At 35.6% G+C, this 20,754-nt stretch carries 22 protein-coding genes; 7 read left to right on the plus strand and 15 right to left on the minus strand.

Annotated features, from left to right (window positions below):
• Positions 1-231: 231 nt before the first annotated feature.
• Genes ACKI3D_RS01595 through metG form a run of 5 tightly spaced genes read right to left on the minus strand, consistent with a single transcriptional unit; the run spans position 232 to position 6,013 of the window.
• Positions 232-900 carry a 2,5-diamino-6-(ribosylamino)-4(3H)-pyrimidinone 5'-phosphate reductase gene (locus ACKI3D_RS01595; protein WP_407391705.1) on the minus strand — a complete coding sequence of 223 codons (669 nt, stop codon included), beginning with the start codon at positions 898-900 and terminating at the stop codon, positions 232-234.
• Between the two features lie 8 nt (positions 901-908).
• The gene (locus tag ACKI3D_RS01600) at positions 909-1,922 is read right to left on the minus strand and encodes an MraY family glycosyltransferase (RefSeq protein WP_407391707.1); all 1,014 of its coding nucleotides are present in this window, start codon (positions 1,920-1,922) and stop codon (positions 909-911) included.
• Positions 1,923-1,958: 36 nt separating this feature from the next.
• A complete protein-coding gene (locus ACKI3D_RS01605) occupies positions 1,959-2,426 on the minus strand; it encodes a hypothetical protein (RefSeq protein WP_407391709.1) in 468 nt (155 codons plus the stop codon).
• A 7-nt stretch (positions 2,427-2,433) separates the two neighbouring features.
• A complete protein-coding gene (locus tag ACKI3D_RS01610; RefSeq protein ID WP_407391711.1) occupies positions 2,434-4,011 on the minus strand; it encodes a DUF530 domain-containing protein in 1,578 nt (525 codons plus the stop codon).
• A 13-nt stretch (positions 4,012-4,024) separates the two neighbouring features.
• Positions 4,025-6,013 carry a methionine--tRNA ligase gene (metG, locus tag ACKI3D_RS01615; RefSeq protein WP_407391713.1) on the minus strand — a complete coding sequence of 663 codons (1,989 nt, stop codon included), beginning with the start codon at positions 6,011-6,013 and terminating at the stop codon, positions 4,025-4,027.
• 202 nt (positions 6,014-6,215) lie between these two features.
• Between metG and priL the strand changes: the two genes are divergently transcribed.
• A complete protein-coding gene (gene priL, locus ACKI3D_RS01620; RefSeq protein ID WP_407391715.1) occupies positions 6,216-7,547 on the plus strand; it encodes a DNA primase large subunit PriL in 1,332 nt (443 codons plus the stop codon).
• On the opposite strand, the gene ACKI3D_RS01625 is transcribed toward priL, so the two are convergent.
• Entirely contained in the window at positions 7,537-8,052 is a 516-nt protein-coding gene (locus tag ACKI3D_RS01625) for a hypothetical protein (RefSeq protein WP_407391717.1), read from the minus strand. The two genes, priL and ACKI3D_RS01625, sit on opposite strands and share 11 nt — an antisense overlap.
• A 90-nt stretch (positions 8,053-8,142) precedes the next feature.
• On the opposite strand from ACKI3D_RS01625, the gene priS reads away from it, so the two are divergent.
• Positions 8,143-9,120, plus strand: a complete 978-nt coding sequence (gene priS, locus ACKI3D_RS01630) for a DNA primase catalytic subunit PriS (protein WP_407391719.1) — start codon at positions 8,143-8,145, stop codon at positions 9,118-9,120.
• Position 9,121: 1 nt separating this feature from the next.
• Positions 9,122-9,379, plus strand: a complete 258-nt coding sequence (locus ACKI3D_RS01635; protein WP_407391721.1) for a hypothetical protein — start codon at positions 9,122-9,124, stop codon at positions 9,377-9,379.
• On the opposite strand, the gene ACKI3D_RS01640 is transcribed toward ACKI3D_RS01635, so the two are convergent.
• Positions 9,374-9,958 (minus strand): thymidylate kinase, encoded by a 585-nt coding sequence (locus ACKI3D_RS01640; RefSeq protein ID WP_407391723.1) that lies wholly within the window; start codon positions 9,956-9,958, stop codon positions 9,374-9,376. The two genes, ACKI3D_RS01635 and ACKI3D_RS01640, sit on opposite strands and share 6 nt — an antisense overlap.
• 11 nt (positions 9,959-9,969) lie before the next feature.
• Positions 9,970-11,088, minus strand: a complete 1,119-nt coding sequence (gene cofH / locus ACKI3D_RS01645; RefSeq protein ID WP_407391725.1) for a 5-amino-6-(D-ribitylamino)uracil--L-tyrosine 4-hydroxyphenyl transferase CofH — start codon at positions 11,086-11,088, stop codon at positions 9,970-9,972.
• A 147-nt stretch (positions 11,089-11,235) separates the two neighbouring features.
• On the opposite strand from cofH, the gene comD reads away from it, so the two are divergent.
• The 3 genes from comD to ACKI3D_RS01660 all read left to right on the plus strand — a co-directional run bounded on the left by comD (position 11,236) and on the right by ACKI3D_RS01660 (position 12,629).
• Complete coding sequence (comD, locus tag ACKI3D_RS01650) at positions 11,236-11,727, plus strand: sulfopyruvate decarboxylase subunit alpha (RefSeq protein ID WP_407391727.1); 492 nt, start codon at positions 11,236-11,238, stop codon at positions 11,725-11,727.
• A 4-nt stretch (positions 11,728-11,731) separates the two neighbouring features.
• On the plus strand, positions 11,732-12,268 hold the full coding sequence (comE, locus tag ACKI3D_RS01655) for a sulfopyruvate decarboxylase subunit beta (protein ID WP_407391729.1): 537 nt from the start codon (positions 11,732-11,734) through the stop codon (positions 12,266-12,268).
• Positions 12,269-12,365: 97 nt separating this feature from the next.
• Positions 12,366-12,629 (plus strand): MarR family transcriptional regulator, encoded by a 264-nt coding sequence (locus ACKI3D_RS01660; RefSeq protein WP_407391730.1) that lies wholly within the window; start codon positions 12,366-12,368, stop codon positions 12,627-12,629.
• On the opposite strand, the gene ACKI3D_RS01665 is transcribed toward ACKI3D_RS01660, so the two are convergent.
• The gene (locus tag ACKI3D_RS01665; protein ID WP_407391732.1) at positions 12,613-13,017 is read right to left on the minus strand and encodes a HEAT repeat domain-containing protein; all 405 of its coding nucleotides are present in this window, start codon (positions 13,015-13,017) and stop codon (positions 12,613-12,615) included. The genes ACKI3D_RS01660 and ACKI3D_RS01665 overlap by 17 nt on opposite strands.
• A 63-nt stretch (positions 13,018-13,080) precedes the next feature.
• On the opposite strand from ACKI3D_RS01665, the gene ACKI3D_RS01670 reads away from it, so the two are divergent.
• The gene (locus tag ACKI3D_RS01670; RefSeq protein WP_407391734.1) at positions 13,081-14,382 is read left to right on the plus strand and encodes a dicarboxylate/amino acid:cation symporter; all 1,302 of its coding nucleotides are present in this window, start codon (positions 13,081-13,083) and stop codon (positions 14,380-14,382) included.
• A gap of 35 nt (positions 14,383-14,417) precedes the next feature.
• On the opposite strand, the gene hdrA is transcribed toward ACKI3D_RS01670, so the two are convergent.
• The 6 genes from hdrA to ACKI3D_RS01700 form a co-directional block, all read right to left on the minus strand.
• Positions 14,418-16,724 (minus strand): ferredoxin:CoB-CoM heterodisulfide reductase subunit HdrA, encoded by a 2,307-nt coding sequence (gene hdrA, locus ACKI3D_RS01675; protein ID WP_407391736.1) that lies wholly within the window; start codon positions 16,722-16,724, stop codon positions 14,418-14,420.
• Positions 16,721-17,662 carry a ferredoxin:CoB-CoM heterodisulfide reductase subunit HdrB gene (gene hdrB, locus ACKI3D_RS01680; RefSeq protein WP_407391738.1) on the minus strand — a complete coding sequence of 314 codons (942 nt, stop codon included), beginning with the start codon at positions 17,660-17,662 and terminating at the stop codon, positions 16,721-16,723. Before hdrB ends, hdrA begins: the two co-directional genes overlap by 4 nt.
• A complete protein-coding gene (hdrC, locus tag ACKI3D_RS01685; RefSeq protein ID WP_407391740.1) occupies positions 17,659-18,261 on the minus strand; it encodes a ferredoxin:CoB-CoM heterodisulfide reductase subunit HdrC in 603 nt (200 codons plus the stop codon). The genes hdrB and hdrC overlap by 4 nt, the downstream gene beginning before the upstream one ends.
• Positions 18,262-18,270: 9 nt before the next feature.
• Positions 18,271-19,524: a methanogenesis marker 16 metalloprotein gene (locus ACKI3D_RS01690; RefSeq protein ID WP_407391742.1), complete on the minus strand. Its 1,254-nt coding sequence runs from the start codon at positions 19,522-19,524 to the stop codon at positions 18,271-18,273.
• A 12-nt stretch (positions 19,525-19,536) separates the two neighbouring features.
• A complete protein-coding gene (comA, locus tag ACKI3D_RS01695) occupies positions 19,537-20,307 on the minus strand; it encodes a phosphosulfolactate synthase (protein WP_407391744.1) in 771 nt (256 codons plus the stop codon).
• A 142-nt stretch (positions 20,308-20,449) separates the two neighbouring features.
• Positions 20,450-20,737, minus strand: a complete 288-nt coding sequence (locus tag ACKI3D_RS01700; RefSeq protein ID WP_407391746.1) for a UPF0058 family protein — start codon at positions 20,735-20,737, stop codon at positions 20,450-20,452.
• Positions 20,738-20,754: the final 17 nt, after the last annotated feature.

The raw sequence follows: 20,754 nt of genomic DNA on the forward strand, positions 1-20,754 counted from the left end.
TATATTGCTGAAATTTTAGTGAAAATCTTTCCAAAAGTTCTTTTAAATCTGTTAAAAGATTATTTAAATCCAATACTGATTTATTACTAATATTAATATACATTTTTTTATCTCCTAAACAATGGCGTTTCAGTGTTTAAAAGATATATTGCAACTGATTTAAATAATTTTTGTTGTATTTTACTGCAATTTTACATGTTCAGACAACTTTTTGTCTAAATTAAAAAATAACTATTTTAAAACTTTATATTTTAAAATCAAATCCTTATCTAATGTAAATGAATCAATTAACTCCAATCTAACTGCTTCATCCATAGTGTCAAAGCCTTCACCATCAAAGAAAGTCTTTGCATTGGCTCCTCCTACAATCATTGGAGCTACACAAATGCTGATTTCATCAATTAGACCTGCCTTAATCATTGAAAAGTTTAAGGTGGCTCCTCCTTCAAGCATCAGCTTTTCAATTCCTTCTTCATGCAGATAGCTCATCAATGCCACAAGGTCAACATGACTGTCTCCTGAAAAAAAGAACTTGACTCCCCGATTTTTGAATGTTTCGTATTTCTCAGATGCCATTACCTCGTCCTTATATTCATTTGCTACGGCAATTATTGTTTTAGCATCGGAATTAGTAATTCTGGCATCAATCGGAGTCCTGCATTTGCTGTCTACTACAACACGTACAGGATTGTCTTCAGGTTTTGCGTCAATTTTGTGGACTGTCAGTCTCGGATCGTCTGCAAGCACTGTTCCGATTCCAACCATTATCGCATCGCATTCCTTTCTAATCTCATGTACCCTTTCCAGGTCCTTTTTTCCTGAAATGTTAGAACTGCCAGTTGCAGTTGCAATTTTTCCATCCAATGTCATGGCTGCATTCAATATTACATAAGGCCTCATCATCTCACCTATATATGATAGAACATTTCCTTAATCTGTAAAAAGTTCATTAATGTTTGGTTTTCAAGCATGCCAGGCATTATCAATGCAACAATAATACCAAGAACTCCAAACAATAAACCGATACCCCAAATTATCTTAACGGCATCCTTTTCAGCTATCGGTTTTCTCAATGTCAATCTGATTAATGATTTAAAACCAGTCTCCGGACGAACCAATTTTCCTTCATCATTCAATTGTGTCGGCTTTTGCTGTGAACGGTTCATCACACCAGCTGAATAGAACTTCAAGGCGGCGTCAATAATGTTCGGCATCATTACGATAAAAGCGATTAATTTTACACGACCAATAAATGCAATGCATACAATAGCCGCACCTATAATCAATGTACCAGTGTCTCCTGGGAAAATCTTTGCCGGATACCTATTATAATATAGGAATGCAACAAGTGCTCCAAGCATACTCATTGAAATGATTGTTACGTCATATTTTCCAAGAATTATACATGCAATAGTCAGGGATGCCATTGAAATGACTCCCAAACCGGATTCGATTCCGTTCAAACCCGCCAGCATGTTTGTTAAGTTAGATCCGATTGATAATGCTATTGGTATTGAAATTAAATATAATAATCCCACATTAGGCGGTGCTGCCCAAATCAACGGAAGCCCCGCTAAAAACAGTAAAAAGAATTTTTCCTTTGAAGTTAGTGCAAGCAAATCATCGACAATACCGATTATGCCCACAAGCAATATGACAACCAAAACGACTACTAACGGGAATGCCAGAATATCGTGCATGTAGATTCCGGAAAACATTCCTATTGTAAAACCGAAGAGTATGCCAAATCCGCCCATCTCAGCAACGACTGGTCTCCAGGATTTGTGAATGTCTTTTCCAACAATATCTGCATCTTCTAGTCTTTTAATCATTTTGGGCATAGTTAATCTTGTTACTAAAAAGGATAGCAAACCACAGATTATAGCTATTGCATACAAAGGAAGTTGTGGTAATATTATCATGGTTAATTATTTAATACTCATTATTAAAAAAAGTAATTATTTTTTGTTTAGGATATAATAAACAGTTCTAAGTGGAATATCTAAAACCTGAGATATTTCTTTAGCCGATAATGACTCTTCATCTTTAAGACGTTTGACTTCCTCATGATTATGTTTTCTGATTCTATTGTCGAAATCAGCTTCACTTTTCTTAAGCAAATAATAAACCCTATTAATGGTAATGCCTAATCTCTCGGCAATTTCGCGGGGTTTTAAACCTTCATTGGACAGCTTTAAAACTTCAAACTCTGCTCCATTTGTTTTGGATTTAGCTCCCCATTTATATTTCTTTTTTACTTTGATGTCCAGCTGGTCTAAAGCATCAATATATCGAGAAGAAGTTCTATTATAGACACTCGGAGAACAGGTTATTTCAGCCAGATTGGGATATTGTTCAATCAACTCCACAATAACGGCAGACGTTAATGTTTTTGTTATATGAATTGTTGTTACCTCTTCATCCATATAATCACTATTTTTTAATCAAATCCAGAAATTTCTTGGATTTATCGCTTTTCGGATTTCTGATGTTTTCAATATTCTTGATTTCTTTTTTAATCCTGGATTCATTAATATTGAATGCATTGCTGATGCTTTCAAGGGAAACATCAGAATTTTCATGAATCAAAGCTGCTCCCAATGCTACGTTATTGAACTTGATATTGGAACTTCTGATTTGCTTTTCAAACTTGAATTTTTCATACAATAACAAATCCATTTCGGGCACGGGAATGATTTTGATATCTGTAAAATCATTCAATATTTCAATAACATTGTCATAGGTTGTTTGGAACACTTTCCTTTGTTCCCTATCCAATTCTCCTCTTATATATGGAAATGGTCCGTTGTCGATTCTGCGTGAATTGCTGGAAGTTGTCATGTAATATCTAAAGATGTCCCATACGATTAATGTGGATGCAATATTCACCAAAACATTTTTGTAAATGTTGTTTCTTATCTTTAAATCTCTATTAAGAGACCTTTTCATATTGCCATATTTATCCAGATAACCTAATTTTTTAAAGTTATCCTCAATTTGGGCCTTTCTCCAGGATTCAATAGCATCAAAATCATACTTGTCAATGAAATCGGGAGTCTGATTTTCATATTCGGCAATAATTTCATAATATTTATTAATTCTCTTAAAGTCTGTCAATCTTCTTTTTAATATGTCATCCTTAATTTCATCGATAATCTCTTCAGAATATTTTACATAAGCAATTGCCAGTGCGGTTCTTGCATGCTTATCATCAATAATGGCCGGTTTTGTTCTATAAAATCTTAAGGCTTCAATCCTTACATTTCGACCATATCTTCTTCTTACCTCTTCTTCGTAATTGTTGACATATTCAGAGTCCAGAGTAATGTTTTTCCTAACGAAACGTTTGTTTTTATCTCTAAAACGAATGACAAGAGAAATAGTTTTTACAACACCTTTACGTTCTTGTTTAAGTATGTTTAAAACTTTTTTAAGTGAATCTCTACCATAACTGTTTAGTTCACTTCTCAAAACCATATATTCTCCAGATAATGGCAGATAGGGGATAATTTCTATTCTATGAGTTGCTTCACGTCTTATTTTAAAGGCGAATCCTTTACTTCCGCAACTGCATTTTGCGTCTAATTGCTTGTACTCATCAATAGAATACTTTTTATAACAAGAATTGCATTTGACATATCCGAATTGATTAAGATTGCCAATTGCAATTTTATGTGAGTCAATGGCGGATTTGACTCTATCTAAAATATTTTTCTTCGCATTGGCTTTTTGCCTGAATATTTGGTTATGGCGACTGTTTTCACCAACTTCTTCGATAGAGACTTCAGATACCGCTTTGGTTCCATATTTATTTAAGGATGTGAAAGGAGTAGTGTATCCTTGCGCATCCATATCATCTTTAAGGCGTTGCAATTTGTCTAATCTGTCATCTAACTTAAAATAAAGACTTTTGAAATTTTCAAAATCTTCAATATTGTCTATGCAAATTGAATCATTTGAAATAGCTTTCAAGTAGCTTTCCGCTTTATTTACTAGGACAGACTCTTGCATTTTAATCTAATGTTTATTGAATTCTTTCGCCGACTTTTCCATTTTCATCAGGAGATAACAGTGCAACGGATTCGCCTGTTGCTAAAATCATACCTTCAGATAAGGTTCCGAATAATTTTGCAGGTTTTAAGTTTGCAAGCACGCATACTTTTTTACCAATCAGCTCTTCTGGAGAGTAGTAATTTGCAATGCCTGAAACGATCTGGCGAGGTTTTTCTTCACCTATGTCAATCTGTAATTTCAATAATTTATCTGATTTTTCAATTTTTTCTGCTTCTTTTACTTCACCAATTTTTATTACAATTTCATCAAATTGGTCTATGCTAATTAAATCACTCATGCTTTCATCCTCTTTTTCTTTTAAGTTTTCTTGAAGTTTTGCCTTTTGAGCTTCAATTTCTTCATCTTCAATCTTTTTAAATAAAGGTTTAGCCTTATTTATCTTGTGTCCTGAAGGTAAGAATACGCTTGCATCTTCCCAATCGGACAATTCTCCAATATTTAATATTTTTGCTATTGCATCAGCTTTTGTAGGTATATATGGTTTTAGTGTGTAGGCCAATGCTTTTGCTAATTGATTTGATAAATATAAGCAGTTTGCTGCCTTTTGCTTGTCTTCCTTAACCGCTTTCCAAGGTTCTGAATCGTTGAAATATTTATTTCCTTTTTTAGCAACCTTGAATATTTCAAGCAAACCTTCCCTGAATTCAAACTCTGATATATATTCTCCGACTTTTTGAGGTAACCCTTCAATAGCCTTTTTGAATTCCTCGTCTTCCGGTGAAGGATTTGCATATTCAGGAATCTCATTGTCAAAAAATTTACGGGTAAATGTAAATGTTCTATGTAGGAAGTTTCCAATTACATCAGCAAGCTCATCATTATTCCTTTTTTGGAAATCATCCCATGAAAAGTCTGAATCCTTGTTTAAAGGAGCATTGATTGTCAGGAAATATCTTAATAAATCCGGATCATAATCTTTTACAAAATCAGCAATCCAAATTACCCAGTTTTTACTGGTAGACATCTTTTCTCCTTCCAAAGACAGGAATTCACCGGCATAAATCATGTCAGGCAATTTGCAGCCATATGCCTTTAAAAGTCCCGGCCAGAAAATTGAATGGTGGTAAATAATGTCCTTACCAATGAAGTGAACAACAAAATCGTTCCAATACTCTTCCCATTTTTTTCCGGATTTTGCTGACCATTGTGAAGCTGATGAGATATATCCCAGAAACGCTTCAATCCAAACGTATAATACTTTGCCTTTGGCCTCTTCAAGAGGTACAGGAATACCCCAATCCATATCTCTTGTTAAAATCCAATCGTTCAGTCCTTCATTAAGCCAATTGGATGCATAGTTCTTAACGTTTGCAGGCAAGTTTTCGTTATTGTTGATGTAATCCTTCAAGTCATCTTCAAATTCGGATAATTTAAATGCATACTGGAAGGTGTCCTTGATTATAGGAGTGGTTCCGCAGGTAATGCAGTGAGGTTCATCAAGTTCTGTTGAATCAAGTGCTTTACCGCACTTTTCACAGTGGTCACCTCTTGCTTCGGAGCCACATGCAGGACATAATCCTTCTACATATCTGTCAGGAAGGAATTTGTTACAGTTCGGACAGTATAGCTGTTGGATATCCTCCCTATAAATTAAATCATTGTCATATAACTCCTTAAAGAAGTTTTTGGCAATTTCGTAGTGAGCTTCATCTGTAGTTCTTGTAAAGTTATCAAGTGATATGTTCATTGATTCTACATCTTTAACAATCATATCATGATATCTTTTTGAAATTTCAATCGGTTTCTTGTTTTCTTTATCTGCCTTTACTGCAATTGGAGTTCCATGCTCGTCTGTTGCACAGACCAGTAATACATCATTTCCAGCCATCCTATTATACCTTGCATAAATATCTGCAGGCAAATAAGTTGAACGGATATGGCCTAAGTGACATGGTCCATTTGCATAAGGAAGTGCACATGAAATAAAAATTTTAGACATTTATCATTTCCCCTTATTTGTTTTAAACATGATTAGTTATGTTGCTCATGTATAATATAATTAATACATTTAACACTGATATTTGATATTAAATTGAAAAATTTCAAATTTTTTAATAATCAAAACAAAACAATGAAAGAAAGTGAATATTGCTTTTTAAAATGAGATAGCTATTTAATATATAAAATAAAAAGTTAAAAACATGGCTGAAGTTTCTTATATTAACCCATTATCCGAGGAAGGTAGAGGAATCATTAGGGAATATGGCGATTTAAACCAGATATTTGATGAAGATGACTTCTTAATCGATATTTGCACTCATACAACCAATCAGAAAATCTCAGATAATTCCGTGATTCCTAAATCATACCATGACCTTGCAATGAAACGAATGCAATGGGCAATTGAGAAAAAGAACAACAAGAACTTCACACAATCAGAATTCGAATATTTGACCAATTCAGAACTATACAAACAGGACGTCGTTACCTTCCACATATTGTGCCAGGCAATAGCTATTCAATTCAATTTAGGCTCCCGTGAATCTCGGTTATTCATCGAATCCCAAGGGACACTTATTTTAGAGAGATTGGCAAAAATCCCACCAATGTCAAGAGCGGAAATTATAGATGAAGTCCTTGACGAAGTTAAGATTGATGGATCAATCAACTGGAAATCCCTAAAGGAAGTTGTAGCAACTAAAAAGCTTAAATTAACCGATTTGCTAATCAGCAACGGTAATGTGATTCTTAAGCAAGAAGACTTTTTTGAGGAATTTGGAGATGAATTCACTGACAGAAGTCCTGAAAGAATGTATAACATACTAATTGGAGACAGCGTTAAGGAACAGATTCTATCCAGACTGATTATGCAAAAAACCGAAGAATACCTTGCAAGAATTAAAGAGATGTCAACTAGAATTGAAATCCATCCTGCCATTTTGAAAATTGCAGAAGAGCTGAAAGATTTCATACCGGAAGAAATCAGCAAATACAATCAATATTATGCAGGCAGTGGCGGAATCTATGGTACTGTTCAAGCTGGAAAATTAAATCCGGATGCATTTCCACCTTGCATTAAATCCACTGTTGAAGGAGTGTCTTCAGGTGGACGTAACGATGCAATCGTGCTTCTCTTGACTTCATTTGCATCATATGCCAGACTATATCCTAGAATATTTGCATCCGACGAGACCGTTAAGGTGTCTGATATGGATCCTGACCTGTCAATAACTGAAAATGAAATCCTACCGTTAATCTTTGATGCGGCAGACAACTGTACACCACCATTATTTGATGACCAGCCACAGGAAAAAATCAATATCATATCAAAATTAGGTTTTGGAATGCATGAAAAAGTCGACATTAACCACGAAGGGGAAACCAAATGGTACACTCCAATGAGCTGTGAAAAGATTAAAATTCACCTGCCGAACCTATGCCATCCCGACAAATCATGCAAAGGCATAAATAACCCATTATCATGTTACGGACGTAAAAAATATCAGTTAGACCAGGAAGCTCCTAAAGACTAGATTGGGAAAACTGGAAAGGATTGTGGTTTTCATAAATGGCATCATAATATTTGTTTAAAATCTTTGATTCCCACATATTATAATTAGCAAGTTCTCTTTTTTCAAAATTATAAGCTAAGATGCCGATTTTACGTTCATACTCGTCAATACCTTTTAATTCACAAAATTCTGTAATGATATCAGGAATATATTCGCAGGGGTCGTCGCTGCTGAACTCCAAGAATTCCTCATATTCCTTATTAGAAAAAAAGTCCTCTTCACTGACAGGCTCTTCATGAGATTCTATTGTAAACAATTTGATATAAATGTTATCCGCTAACGGCAATTGATTTAATTCAATTCCAAGACCATAAACTTTTGCATTTTCTAAATTCAATACAGTATGGCCTGTTCTCATTCCTCCTACCCAATTATCAAATGCCGGTTTGACGATTTCTTCTGGAGTCAAACTTGACAGAACAGTCTTTAAATGCTCAACTCCAATTACTTCAACAATTTCTTCCATATTTATATTTTAATTAAAATATGTTAAAACATTTTTGCACAAAAGCTCACTTACCTAATAAATATATACTTTAAAAATAAATTTATAATCATGTTTTCTAAAGCTACACTTAAGGAGCGAAGACAATACTACCGTGAGGAATGGGACGTTAAGGATTTGCCTGAGTTCATTTCAAAGGATATCAAAAAAAGGGAATTTGGTTTTGACCATAACGGAAGGGGACCAAATGACAGATATAAAGTCTTTAGGGGAACCGAATCCTTAAGAAAATTCCTACGATATAAGGCTCCATTTGCTGCATATATCTCAGTAGCTTTCTATAACAATCCGAAAAGAAGGGAAGATTGGCTGAAGGCAGAATATATCTTTGATGTTGATGCAAAAGACATTCCAATCAGGTCCTGTCAATGCGATGGAGTTTGTGAGACTTGCCTTGGTGAAGCTTTGGAAATTGTAAACGGCCTTATTGACACATTAGAGGGAGATTTAGGCCTTAAGAATATTCATCTGATTTATTCCGGAAGAGGATATCATATCAGAATACTTGATGAGGAAATGATGAGCGCAAACAGTGAACTCAGATCAGAAGTTCTTAAATATGTTGCAGGCGCTGAAGTTCCAAAATCCCAATTCATTAACTCAGAAGTCTCCAACCAAAGCTTTAATTTTGAACACTTCACCATCCCAATAGGATATTCAAAAATATTTACCGACAAAGTAAAATTTAACATCCAACACTTGGTCGGTAATGAAAAGATAGACGGAATCAATCCAAAATTAATGAAAGACATTATTGCTTCAAGACACCATCTGAAAAATGACAACTGGGGTTACTTCAAAAGGGATATTGGTCCAAGACGTTATAAAAATCTAGTTGAAGCTATGGCTCGAGTAAATCTGGCAACCATTGACGCTAAAGTAACCATCGATTTAAAAAGGATTTTAAGACTCCCATCATCACTCCACTCAAAAGTAAGCATGAAATGCATGGAAGTTAAAAACAGGGAAACATTCGATCCTTTTGACAAAGCAGTTCCTAAATTTGTTTATGAAAGAAAAGGTGTTTGAAATGGAAGATATTTTTAGAGAAACATTAAGAAAAAATCAGTATTTTGAAGAAATTAATGAAAACAGATTCATACCAGAGTATTTGGGGCTAATCGTTAATGGTGTTGTCGTCTATCATGTAAACTGGATTGATATAATCGAAAATGAAATAATCTTCATGCACAAGGATATCCAAACTCATCCAATCGTTTCTCTTGTACTTGAAAACCTAAAATCTTTAATGATAATTACCGATACTGGAATCAAGGAAGTCCTATAACAGTTTTTGGTCTGATTTTAAGCAGATATCAATCACTTTTTGCGAAATTACCTCAGGAGGGTCGTCAGCGGGAATAATGTTCCATTCATAAGTAGCTACTTTTGTTTTTTCACGCACTTCCCTAAGGTCATCAATATTTTCAAACATTTCTTCAGCTTCATTACGAGATTTGATTCTTCTTAAAGACTCTTCTGGAGAAATGTCCAAAAAGAACATGCAGTCTGATTTTGGAAGAACAAATGAAACGATTTTATAAACAATAGTATTGATTCCATCCGGAAGATAAGCCACCGCCATTGTATATCTTGAAAATATTACTACATCAGTCTTCTTATTATAACAATACATCTGAACTGACCTAAGCGCATCAAGACCATAATAAAGAGTTGCTTTAATACGATTGACCTTGCCGGTTTTTAAAAGAGCTTCCTTTGATTTGCGACCAAACTTATTATCATTACTTGGATGGGACCTTACAACGACATCACGTCCCTGTTTCTGATACATTTCAGACAGTAATCTAACTTGCGTATCTTTTCCGCATCCATCCAATCCATCAAAAACAACAAATTTATTCATTAAAACACCAATTATTCAAGTGGATAAAATTCTGTGTATTTAGAATTCCTTTCCATTGGAGTTCTACCAAGATCTTTAACCATCCTGCTTAAAGTTTCAATGGATGCTTCAACTCCATCAGGCGCACCGGAAGCTTCTGATAGCTCATCTCCACCTAATGTGCCGCCCAAATCATTTGCACCCGCAGTCAGTACGACCTGTGCAAACCTGAATCCCATTTTTACCCAGGAAACCTGTATATTAGGGATTAAATCTCTAAGCATTAATCTTGAAACCGCATATAATTTCAAATCCTGTGTTCCAGTGGCTCCAAGATTGGATTGGCCTTCTAAAAATATTGGAGAAAACTCATGCATGAAAGTCATTGGGATAAACTCTGTAAATCCATGTGTATCCTGTTGGATTTGTCTGATAATATCTAAATGTTCTACTCTTTCTTCTAAAGTTTCTACATGACCATACATTATTGTTGCAGAACCTGGAATTCCAACTTCTTGAGCTGTCTTTACAATATCTATCCATTCAGAAACAGAAACCTTTTCAGGACAAATTATTTCCCTGGACCTGTCGGTCAATATTTCCGCTGCTGTTCCAGGCAATGTATCAAGACCTGCATCTTTTAGGATTTCAAAACCTTCAGCAATGTCGATTCCTGAAACCAAGCATGCATCCTTAATCATTGTTGGTGAAAATCCGTGAATCGCAACATCGGGATAGCTGTCCTTCAGTAATGTAAGCAGATGGGTATAATATTCAATGTCCGCATCAGGAAGCACACCCCCCATTAAGGTAAATTCACGGGCTCCGTTTTGAACTGCCCTTTCAGCTTTGGCTAAAATCTGCTCATCGTTAAGGATGTATGCATCAGCATCATCGGCATCCCTTCCGAATGCGCAAAATCCGCATCTAACCATGCAAATGTTTGTGAAATTGATATTGCAGTTATTGATGAATGTGACCTTATCCCCAACAATTTCATTTCTCAAAAAATCGGCAGTTGCCAGCAGAGGATACAGTTCAGCCCCTTTGATATTCATCAGATGATTAGCATCATCGACACTAATTGATTCATCTAATGATTTGGTTAAAATCTTTTCTGTTTTAGAAGAGATAGATATTTTATCAAACATAATTTTATATAAGTTTTAAGTTAAATAAAAAGGTTACTATTAATTTAAACTAATTAATTTAATTGTATACTAATTAAATTTAAAATTAAATAAATTTTTATACTATTTTTTATATAATGAACTATTATAATTTAAAGAAGTGATATGATGGATAGTAGTGAAGCCATTTATGATGGGCTTAAGGATATCGGAATAGACTTTATAGTAAGCGTTCCGTGCGTAAACCTATCAAAACTATTAGATATGATTGATGAAGATGACGAAATCATACATATTCCGGTTACACGTGAAGAGGAAGGAATCGGAATATGTGCCGGAGCCTATTTGGGCGGGAAAAAGCCTGCAATACTAATGCAGAACTCCGGCCTTGGAAACTCAATAAATGCCTTGAAATCACTCACACAACTATATGAATTTCCACTTTTGATGATAATGAGTCATAGAGGAACTGAAGGAGAAAACATCTGCGGACAGATCCCGATGGGAGAGTCAACACCGAGAATATTGGAAGCTATGGATTTCAGATTTTTCAAGCCTGGAAACCCTGAAGGAGCATATGAAGACATAAAAGAGGCATGGGAATTGTCAGTTGAAGAGGGAAGGCCTGTAAGTGTCCTTCTAGAAATAAGATATTGGTGATAATATGGCAAGATATGAAGCTATTGAAGATATAATGAAAAATATCGATGATGAAATCGTCGTTTGCAATATTGGATTTCCATCAAGGGAATTATACGAAATCAACGATAGGGACAGGAATTTCTATATGATTGGTTCAATGGGTCTTGCATCATCAATCGGTTTGGGGCTTGCTCTTGCAAAACCTGATGAGGACATTGTAGTAATAGATGGGGACGGATCACTTCTGATGAACATGGGTTCACTAGTAACAATCTTTGCAAACAACCCTAAGAATTTGACCTGGATTGTCATTGACAATGGCGCTTACGGTTCAACCGGCAATCAGGACACCTATGCGCAAGTCATTGATTTAGTTGAAATTGCTGAAGGAGTAGGATTTAAGAATAGCTACAACTTTAAGGATATCGACTTAAAAGAAATCATTAAAAGCGATGATTCCAGTTTCATTGTATATGAAACTGAAGCTGGCAACTCCACTGCACCAATCATTGATTTGACTCCTGTTGAGATTAAAAAAAGGTTCATGAATTCCATTTAATTCCATTTAGCTAATTGTTTTTAACTTATGATTAAAAAAACCTAAAAAGATATAAGAGGTATATAAAGATTTACATGCTAAAATAAAACAAAATAGTATGGATAACACAGAAATTTATCATATCTTAGGATATATCAAGATATCCCCATACAGAACCAACACATTGAAATCAATAGGTAATGAACTGAAAATGCCTTCAGAAATAGCTAATGAACTGAATTTGAAAACCAGCCAGGTTTCTGCAGCATTATCTGACTTAAAAAAGAAGAATTTGGTAATCTGTGTTAATGAAGAAGTAAGGAAAGGAAGGCTGTATAAATGCACTCCATTAGGTTTGAAACTTCTCAGCGAACTTGATTAAGCCTTTCTGAAGCAACTTGGCGAACTTCCCTATTTGAATCTTTTTTTGAAATAACCGTTAAAACATCAATGTTGGAAATCTTTTTTATTGCTTCAATGCGCAAATATTTATTCGAACTGCCTTTTGCAATATCTGCCAAAACTTCTGGATTTTCTATTTGGCTAACTGCCTGTAACCTTACATTTAAATTAGAATCATTATTGACAACATCCTCTAAAAAAATTTCATTTTCAATTCTTTTTAAGGCTTCCAGACGTATTCTATAATCTGAATCTTTTAATACAATCTGTTTTAAGCTTTTTTCATCATTTATGCCTTTTAAATCATTGAATTTATTTTCAAAATCCTTTTCTTTATCGGATTTAATCCATTTATGAATATTGCTCATATGTAATATATTTTAATTATCATGATAAATATAATATTATTATAGAAAGATGGAGTATTAGTCATGATAAAATATTTCAATGAAATGAGCCAAGGAAATAAGATATTAGTTGGAATGATACTAGGGTTTATAGTTGGTCTAATATTGAATCTCTTTGTTTCAGATCCCTTTATTAAAAACGTTGTTCTTATAGACAACGTTTTCTATTTAGGCGGTACCCTTTTTATTAGATTAATGAAGATGTTGGTTGTACCTCTGGTCTTCTTTTCAATTGCAGTTGGTGTAGCATCAATTTCAGATGTTAAAAAGATAGGTACAATCGGAGGACGTACAATATTTATTTACATTTTAACTACAATAGTGGCAGTTACAATCGCACTGTTTATCGGTAGTCTTATACAACCTGGTGCCGGTTTAAACTTGACATATACCGGTCAGACATCAAATATTACTGCTAATCAAACAATAACTGATACAATTGTAAATATTATCCCGGAAAACCCATTTGCATCCCTTGCAAACGGGGACATGTTGTCCGTAATCATATTTGCATTGCTCATCGGTATAATATTGGCCAAATTGAAAAGTGAATTGCCAGTTGTTGAAAGCTTTTTCACCCAAGGAAATAAAATCATGATGGAAATGACCAATATTGTCATGAAATTTGCACCAATCGGTGTATTCTGTCTGATGGGAAAAACTTTCGGAGGCCTTGGTCTAGACGGCCTGTTACCGCTGGGAAAATATATCATATGTGTCCTAATAGGATTGGCTATTCAAGCATTTATGGTTTATCCTTCATTAATGATACTATTTACCAGATTAAATCCTATTCGTTTCTTTAAAAGGTTCTATATGGTTATGCTATTTGCATTTTCATCATCAACATCAAATGCAACAATTCCTTTAAACCTTGAAAAATTAGAGGAAATGGGTGTTTCCCGTGACGTTTCATCATTTACCATTCCATTAGGTGCTACAATTAACATGGATGGAACAGCAATCATGCAAGGTGTTGCAGTTATGTTTGCTGCTCAGGCTTATGGTATGGATTTAGGAACAACCGCACTTTTAACTGTTGTAATTACTGCTGTAATGGCTTCAATTGGAACCGCAGGAGTTCCATCAGTGGGACTTGTCACTTTAACTATGGTATTCAATTCCGTAGGATTACCTGTTGAAGCAATCGGTATGATCTTTGGAATAGACCATATCCTAGACATGTTCAGAACTGCAGTAAATATTACTGGTGATGCAATTTGTACAATAATCGTCTCATTTAAAAATAAATCTTTAGATGTAAATATATTCAATGGCAAAAAACAACCAGATATTCAAGAACACGTGAAATTTCCAGAATTGTAGTTATGTAACATCAGTTACATAACCATTTACTTTTTTTATTTTGCCTCATCTAAATCGGCAATCTTTTTATCGAATTCATTGAATTTACGTGCAAGCCCTGAGAAATACGGAATATACACTTTTGAAAAAGTAATCCTTTCAGGATTATGGTCCATCTCAGCAATTCTATCTTTAACCCTTTGGATTTTCTTCTCTACTTCCTCATACATCAAATCTCCAGGGAATTCGCCGATGAATACTCCATCAGCACCATTTTCAAGTGCATATCTGATGTGTTTTGGCCTGACTCTGTTTACTGAGATAACTTTGATAATGTGAATTGACTCCGGATAGGACAATCTGTTGACTCCAATATTGTCGGCTGCAGTGTATCCGATGTTATCCAAAAATACGAGTATCATGCGTTCGCCTTCTTGCTTTTTAGACAATGCTCCTTTAATAGTAGACATGATTTTCTCGTCAATGTTACCGTTTACTGTAATGGCCCTTTGGTTACATCCTACAAGACATTTTCCACATCCAGTACAGCTCATCGGGTCAATATAGACCTCATCATTTTGAATGCTCATTGACTTGTATTTGCATCGGCTTATGCAGTCTCCACATATAATGCATTTGTCCTTATTGATTTCAGCAATGAAAGGTTCGATTTCTACACCACCATAGTTGTATTCGCCGACTTTTGATGCGGCGGCGGTTGCCTGCATGATTGAATCTGTAATGTCTTTTGGATCATGGGCTGTTCCGCAGACAAATATTCCCTGAACGTCGGTAGCTACTGGCTTGATTTTAGGGTGGGATTCCTTAATGAATCCATCTTCGGTAGTTCCAATGTTTAAAATCTCAGCGATTTCCTTAGTACCTTCAGACGGCTCCATTGCAGTTGATAAAACTACCATATCCGCTTCGATTTCAACAAATTCACCTTTCAGGGTATCTTCTGTTCTTACAATGAAATTGTCTCCTTTCTTGACAACTTCACCAGGCCTTCCACGCAGGAATCGGACTTCGTTTTCCTGAGTATGCTTGTAGTATTTCTCAAACATTCCCGGAGTTCTGATATCGGTGTAACAAATTAGAACATCAGTATCAGGATATTTGTGTTTGATGATGTTAGCGTTTTTCAAAGCTACGGTACAGCAGATTTTCGAACAGTATTTATGTCCATCAGGCTTTTCATCCCTTGAACCTACACACTGTATCATTACGACACGCTTTGGAACTTCACCATTAGCTTTCAGGAGTTTTCCTTTTGTAGGTCCGTTTACACCAGTGATACGGCCAAGTTCTGACTGTGTTATCACATCATCATAACGGGCATATCCATATTCAGGACGTTTTTCCATATCAAACAGCTTATGGCCGGTTGCAACAATGATTGAACCAACCTGAAGCGGGATTCTTTCCGGCTTTCCCCTAAGCTTAATGGCTTTCATTGTACAGGCCTTAACACAATTGCTGCACTTTGTACAATTGTCCATGTCGATTACATAGCTTTCGGGATATGATTGTCCGAATGGCCTGTAGATTGCCTTTCTCATTGATAGATTGTCATTCCAGTCATTAGGAACTTCCACTTCACATGCTTCGGCACATTTGCCGCATGCAATACATTTTTCAGTATCGACATATCTTGGACATTTCTCTAAAATCAGATTATAGGTTCCGGCACGCCTTTCAGCTTCAATGACCTTGGTGTTAGTCAAAACCTCAATGTTCTTATTCCAGACAAGCTCATTCAATATCGGATTCAAAAGGCACATTCCACATTCTTCAGCAATCTTAACAGGTGAAAATACCTTACCTATTTTAGCCATGTGCCCACCAATTGAAGGGGATTGCTCAATCAAGGTTACTTTTGTTCCCTGTTTGGCAAGGGACAATGCGGCATTCATGCCTGCTATTCCTCCACCGATGACAGCCACTTCATCTGGAGTTTGGCAGTAAATCGGATCAACTGCATCTGACTGCTTGACCTTTTCAATGGAGGCGTTTATTAATGTAATGGCTTTGGCGGTTGCCTTGTCCTTATCTGAGTGTACCCATGAGCATTGCTCACGGATATTTGCCATGTCCATTAGATAGGGATTTAGAGGTTTTACATAGTCCTGGAATGTTTTTTCATGGCTTATCGGTGAACATGCAGCAACTACGACACGGTCAAGGTCATAATCAAATATTGCATCCCTGATTATCTTACGTCCATTGAGTGAGCATAAGTTCTCAAACTGACCTACAAACTCAACGTCAAGCTCTTCTCTGACTTTATCCAAATCAACAATATCTGCAATATTTCCTCCACATTCACATAAAAACACGCCAACTTTTAAATCATCCCTCATTTAGAAACCTCCTTCAACTCTTTAATCACCGAATCAATTGGAACTGTATGGGCCTTCGCTCCAATTACCTTATCAAAATCTCCTCCCATAGCAAGTGCAATGAATTGTGCAATATTAAGATGTATTGCACGGAAATTTCTGCCTTCCCGTTCGGAGATTAAATGCTGATATCTGTCAAATTGAATATGGCAATTCGGACATAAATGAACCAGAATATCAACATCCTCATCTTCAATTGCATTCATTTTATCGGCAGTTGCTGTAAAAGATAAATCAGGATTGGAATATCTTTGCCTAAAACCTGTTCCGCAGGTTGCTCTTTTGTGGTCATACCATCCGATTGTCTTACAGCCACACTCGCTTATTAGCTCATCCATGATATTCGGGTCTCTTACACCACCGATTGTATCTTCATAATGAACCTTACAATAATGGCAACCATGGTGAGTAGCTATTGTATAATCGCTCAAATCATATTTGATATGTTTTTTGATTTCATCCTTTTTGCCATAAAGGATATCTACAACATGAAATATGTTTTCTGTTGGTTTTAAATCATCCTTTTCATATTTTAAATGACTTAAACCATTATCCTCAAATAATTGATTAATATGATTCCTTAAATCGTCCTTTTTGTTAAGCAGCTTAACTGATTTTTTATTTATCGCATAACATGTTGCGCACATCATCACAAGGTTCGGCCTTCCGATTTCACGTGCAATCTTAAAGTTGCGTGCTCCAATGGCTGTTGTGTCAACCTGGTTGAAAACATCGGAATAATGACCTAAACCAGTGCAGCAGGTTTGCTTTTCTGATATTGCATAGTCAATGCCCAATTTATCAAATACGAACTTGGTTGATGCTTCAACACCAGGATATTCAACACTTACTAAACAACTTCTAAACAGCAGAATATCCTTATCAGGAATGTTCTTCATTTTTCAACCTCCTGAGATGCCCTTATTTTTTCAATTTTATCCTTAAAACCAGTTATTGTTAATATTTTACTTACTTCGTCAATGACCTCTTTGGATGGCATTAACGGAGGGTCAAGCTCCAATTCATTTCTTATCTCATCCAAGTGCTGTCTGAAGTCCCACCAGCCAGGCACATCACGGTCAATGTCTGTGAAGAATATTTCGGGAATTGCACCAATGGCTGCTGTAAAGTAAGAATCTGCAAATCCCATATATTCATATAACTTTTCATATCCTATTTCGTTTTCAATTGCGATTTGCTTTAAGATTTGGTTGACTTCACATACGCTGTTTCCTACAGGACACACGCTATGGCAAGTATAGCAATAAAAACAATTCCATATATTGTCATCTTTTAGAATTGATTCGTCGCCTTCCAAAACCCTTTCGATGATTTCACGAGGATTATACTCTGAATGGCGTGCAGCAGGACATGTAGATGTGCACATTCCGCATTGTACGCACTTCAAAACCCCCTCATCCTTTGAGTTTTTAACATCATTAATGATTTCGATTGCAAAGTCAATTGGTGAATCTGTAATTTTTTGATGATTGGACAACGTTACACCTCATAGTTTAAACTCTTTGTTTTCAATCATTTTCTTTAATTTTAAAGAAAGCTTATTCGCTCTAAGTCTGTCTGACTGTCTGCAGATTATCGGAATATTGACATCTTTACCGTTTATTGTCAAATCAACATTACCAGTATTCATCTCAAACGCATCGTGGCGACAGTAATTAGCACACATTCCGCATCCAAAGCAATAGGCGAGATTGAGCCTTTCATGAGAGAATGCGTTTGTCGGACAAATCTCTTCAACTAAACAGATTTCACATTTGCTGCATTTACTGCTATCATATTTAGGCCTTAAATCATAATCTCCCCACAATTCAGCGTAATTGGTTTCATCAAGCGGCAGGTGACGGCCTTTGATATCTGCAACTGGAATATCTACCATTTCATCTGTTACAAGCAGGTTATTGTAGATTTCCTCTGTCAATACAGGTATTGGAATAGCTACCGTATCATAGATTTCCCCGCCTTGGCCTGTCTTAAATCCGCCAATGTAATATGAATCCATTTTAGTCAAATCCGCCGATAACATTAAATTAGGCTTTTCAGCACTTGATCTTGTTCCATCACCCAGTATATATCCTTGTGCTCCGTTTACTAAAACTTTACTGCCTTCTTTTATTGCATTATGAGGAATGTCATTTTGAAGCGGATTCAAATCGCCGCATCCTGAAAATGTCAGTCCTCTCAAATTCCCTTCAAGAGGAGTGGCTGCAAAAATTGATTTGACTGATTCATTGTTTGGATTTGTAAATGCTGTGTAGTTTTTAAATGCCATACGAGCGCCTATAATCTGTCCACGTGTAATATCATCAATTGTTATGGTATTTTCAATTGTCTTTCCATCAGCGCTTTCTACCCTCACATCAACTGATTTTCCTTCAAGGATTTCCTTAAGCAAAAATCCTCCTCCATATGACTCATCATATATGGAATGGGCAGTTCCATGTAATATTACATCAACTGAGCCCAGCCATTCGTTCGGACAAGGTCCTGCATATGCCGGAACTCCATTCAGGTAAACTTCACTTGCCCTTATGAATTCACCAGGTTCAGATATGATAAAGTTTAATATTGCAGCTGTTCCGCTCATTACTCCGCATGTTCCGGTTGTTACTACATCAACCTCTTCAAAGCTTGGAGCATTTCCCTGCTTAATTAGCTTTTTGAATTCCTCAGCAGTATAGATATTGGCTGAGCCATCATCGATTTTTTGATTGATTTCATCGATTGTTCTGTTATCAGTCAATTAAATCCTTCCTTAAATTTTTCCGATTGTATCTCCCCTCAAACCTCTCCTTAAGGTTTCAAGAGATGTAATGTCGTCACTTGAAATGTTTCCAAGATTAACGTCATTTCCCAATTTCAGTATGAAAAAGACCTGCTGGTCTTTGTTCGGAGCTTCCCATAATATTTTGTCTCCATCAAAATTATCTAGGATATAATCAATTTCATCCTCTTTCGGATTGCCTGATTTGTCAAATATTCCAATATTCTTTCCGCCTTCCCTTGCTTCTACAATTATCAGGGATGAACCGGCATCATATTCCTCTTTCATATATTCAATTCTTTCATCCAGGGTCAATTCCTTATCCAAAACGGGGTTCTTTTTGCCCACTTCAGATAGGACTTCAAAGCCTTCTTCTCTGGCTTTTTTGATGCAGTTTAACTTATCATTGTGTTCGATGTTGATTGAACCGTCTGAAATTTCAATGGCCGGAAAGCCCAAATCATGAGCTTCAGCGAAAAATTCGTATAGTTTGTCATTCTTATAAGCCAGTTCAAATAATGTTCCTCCTGTATATGGGACAATATCATGATTCTTGTACATTTCCACTTTGGATTTGATTATGTCCTGTTCATGTACAATGGATGTTCCCCATCCGAATTTCAAGTAATCAACATATTCTCCTGAAATGTTCATTAGGCTTTCTGCGGTTTCAAGGCCCAAACCCTTGTCCAAAACCATTGTAATTCCTTTACTTCTTGGCTTTTCTTCTCTTTCTATGGATAAAAATTCAAAAGATTTCAAAATATCACACGTGTTAATTTTAATTGATTAATAATAATTAATAACAATTAGTATATAAAACTTATTAACACTTTGCTTTTTAATTGAAATACAAGGGCGTTATATTAAATTTAAAAAAAATTAGGAAAAAAAGTAAAAAAAGTTAATCCGCACGAAGTTCATTTTCAGATCTTGTAACCAAATCTGAAAGGGAATTGCGGACATTTTCAGGGATTGAATTGTCTTCCTTATCAGCAATCACCTGAGAAATAATTTTGCACAGGACAAAAATAGCATGCTTATGTTCTGCTTTTGTCTTATGAATATGATGAGGGCTTATCTTAAGTGTAATATACTCAGTGCAGTCGTTTGTAATTTGATCATCTTCAGCCAAATACTTTAAAACATATACTAAAAATTGATGTAATTGTATCATTTCGTCCTTATACATAGATATCTAACCCATAA

The organism is Methanobrevibacter sp. (assembly GCF_045586545.1).
Classification (GTDB): Archaea; Methanobacteriota; Methanobacteria; order Methanobacteriales; family Methanobacteriaceae; genus Methanocatella.

Coding starts and splice junctions, on each gene's coding strand:
- ACKI3D_RS01595 (WP_407391705.1), bottom strand. CDS start 900: ATGAGGCCTTATGTAATATTGAATGCAGCCATGACATTGGATGGAAAA.
- ACKI3D_RS01600 (WP_407391707.1), bottom strand. CDS start 1,922: ATGATAATATTACCACAACTTCCTTTGTATGCAATAGCTATAATCTGT.
- ACKI3D_RS01605 (WP_407391709.1), bottom strand. CDS start 2,426: ATGGATGAAGAGGTAACAACAATTCATATAACAAAAACATTAACGTCT.
- ACKI3D_RS01610 (WP_407391711.1), bottom strand. CDS start 4,011: ATGCAAGAGTCTGTCCTAGTAAATAAAGCGGAAAGCTACTTGAAAGCT.
- metG (WP_407391713.1), bottom strand. CDS start 6,013: ATGTCTAAAATTTTTATTTCATGTGCACTTCCTTATGCAAATGGACCA.
- priL (WP_407391715.1), top strand. CDS start 6,216: ATGGCTGAAGTTTCTTATATTAACCCATTATCCGAGGAAGGTAGAGGA.
- ACKI3D_RS01625 (WP_407391717.1), bottom strand. CDS start 8,052: ATGGAAGAAATTGTTGAAGTAATTGGAGTTGAGCATTTAAAGACTGTT.
- priS (WP_407391719.1), top strand. CDS start 8,143: ATGTTTTCTAAAGCTACACTTAAGGAGCGAAGACAATACTACCGTGAG.
- ACKI3D_RS01635 (WP_407391721.1), top strand. CDS start 9,122: ATGGAAGATATTTTTAGAGAAACATTAAGAAAAAATCAGTATTTTGAA.
- ACKI3D_RS01640 (WP_407391723.1), bottom strand. CDS start 9,958: ATGAATAAATTTGTTGTTTTTGATGGATTGGATGGATGCGGAAAAGAT.
- cofH (WP_407391725.1), bottom strand. CDS start 11,088: ATGTTTGATAAAATATCTATCTCTTCTAAAACAGAAAAGATTTTAACC.
- comD (WP_407391727.1), top strand. CDS start 11,236: ATGGATAGTAGTGAAGCCATTTATGATGGGCTTAAGGATATCGGAATA.
- comE (WP_407391729.1), top strand. CDS start 11,732: ATGGCAAGATATGAAGCTATTGAAGATATAATGAAAAATATCGATGAT.
- ACKI3D_RS01660 (WP_407391730.1), top strand. CDS start 12,366: ATGGATAACACAGAAATTTATCATATCTTAGGATATATCAAGATATCC.
- ACKI3D_RS01665 (WP_407391732.1), bottom strand. CDS start 13,017: ATGAGCAATATTCATAAATGGATTAAATCCGATAAAGAAAAGGATTTT.
- ACKI3D_RS01670 (WP_407391734.1), top strand. CDS start 13,081: ATGATAAAATATTTCAATGAAATGAGCCAAGGAAATAAGATATTAGTT.
- hdrA (WP_407391736.1), bottom strand. CDS start 16,724: ATGAGGGATGATTTAAAAGTTGGCGTGTTTTTATGTGAATGTGGAGGA.
- hdrB (WP_407391738.1), bottom strand. CDS start 17,662: ATGAAGAACATTCCTGATAAGGATATTCTGCTGTTTAGAAGTTGTTTA.
- ACKI3D_RS01700 (WP_407391746.1), bottom strand. CDS start 20,737: ATGTATAAGGACGAAATGATACAATTACATCAATTTTTAGTATATGTT.